The organism is Cryobacterium sp. 10I1 (genome assembly GCF_035019805.1).
GTDB classification, from domain to species: Bacteria; Actinomycetota; Actinomycetes; order Actinomycetales; family Microbacteriaceae; genus Cryobacterium; species Cryobacterium glucosi.
In genome coordinates, this window is record NZ_JASJVF010000501.1 from 1 (window position 1) to 1043 (window position 1043).

General features: G+C 70.8%; 2 protein-coding genes. Both read left to right on the forward strand.

Annotated elements, in window-relative coordinates; translation table 11 throughout:
* The coding region (locus QN345_RS19395; protein ID WP_323509160.1) for an LPXTG cell wall anchor domain-containing protein at positions 1–609 on the forward strand (609 nt) is incomplete at its 5' end.
* 16 nt (positions 610–625) lie between these two features.
* On the forward strand, positions 626–994 hold the full coding sequence (locus QN345_RS19400) for a DUF4440 domain-containing protein (RefSeq protein ID WP_134559075.1): 369 nt from the start codon (positions 626–628) through the stop codon (positions 992–994).
* Positions 995–1043: the final 49 nt, after the last annotated feature.

A 1043-nucleotide genomic window follows, 5' to 3' on the forward strand; every position in this document is an offset into this window, starting at 1 on the left:
ACCCGGACCCCGACGGTCACGAACGCCGCCGCCGTCACCGCGGTCACCCCCGACCCGGACCCGGCAAACAACTCGGCGACCGATCCACTCGTCGTCGCCCCGCTGGTGAGTCTCGCCGTGACGAAGCACCACACCGGGCAGGCCATCATCGGATCGAACCTGGACTACCTCGTCGCGGTCACGAACACCGGAGCCACGGCAGACCCGGGTGGATTCACCGTGGTCGACGTGCTCCCGGCCGGGCTCAGCTACGTCTCCGGCCACGGCGACGCCGTGACCTGCGCCGCTGGGTCCGACGCGGCGCTGGTCACGTGCACCTTCGCCGGCGCGCTGGCCGTCGGGGCGACCCGCACGGTCACGATCACGGTGTCCGTGCTGGCCACTGCGTTCCCGACCGTGGTCAACACGGTCACCGCGCACAGCCTCTACGCCGACCCGGCCGCCCCGGCGGCCCAGGCGAGCGACTCCGCGACCGTTCTGAAGGCCCTCGCGCACACCGGAATCGACCTTCCGGTTGAGCTCCTCGCCCTGCTCGCCCTCCTCGCTCTCCTGCTCGGTGCCGCGCTCGTCCTCACGAGTCGCCGACGCCGCGCCCAGCGTGCCGAATAGGGGCTAGCGTTGCAGTATGACTGCGATCACTGACGATCTGCCCGCCCGCCTGCTGCACGAAGAGCACGAGGGCTGGGACGCGATCCTTGCCCGCCGCGCCGGGGACTACTACTGGCGCACAATGACGCGCGATGCCCTGTTGGTGCTCCCGGGGAACGTGGTCGCCAGGGACGCGGTGGCCGCGTTCTTCGAGGCCCTCGCGCCGCTCGACAGCTACGAGCTGCACGACCCCGCCGTGATCCGGATCAACGATCGCGCGGGCATCCTCGTCTACCGGCTCGTCACCCGCCGCGGCGACGAAACCGTCGAGACGTCCGCCGCGACCACCTACGTGTTCCAGAACGGCGGCTGGTGCGTGGCCCTGCACCAGCAAAGCCCCGTCTAGCCCCGAAGTCCGTCCGCGAAAGCGGGTGATTCGTCGGTTCCGCCTGCCC

Excerpts from the sequence above, each read along its gene's own strand:
- QN345_RS19400 (WP_134559075.1), top strand. The coding sequence starts at position 626 with ATGACTGCGATCACTGACGATCTGCCCGCCCGCCTGCTGCACGAAGAG.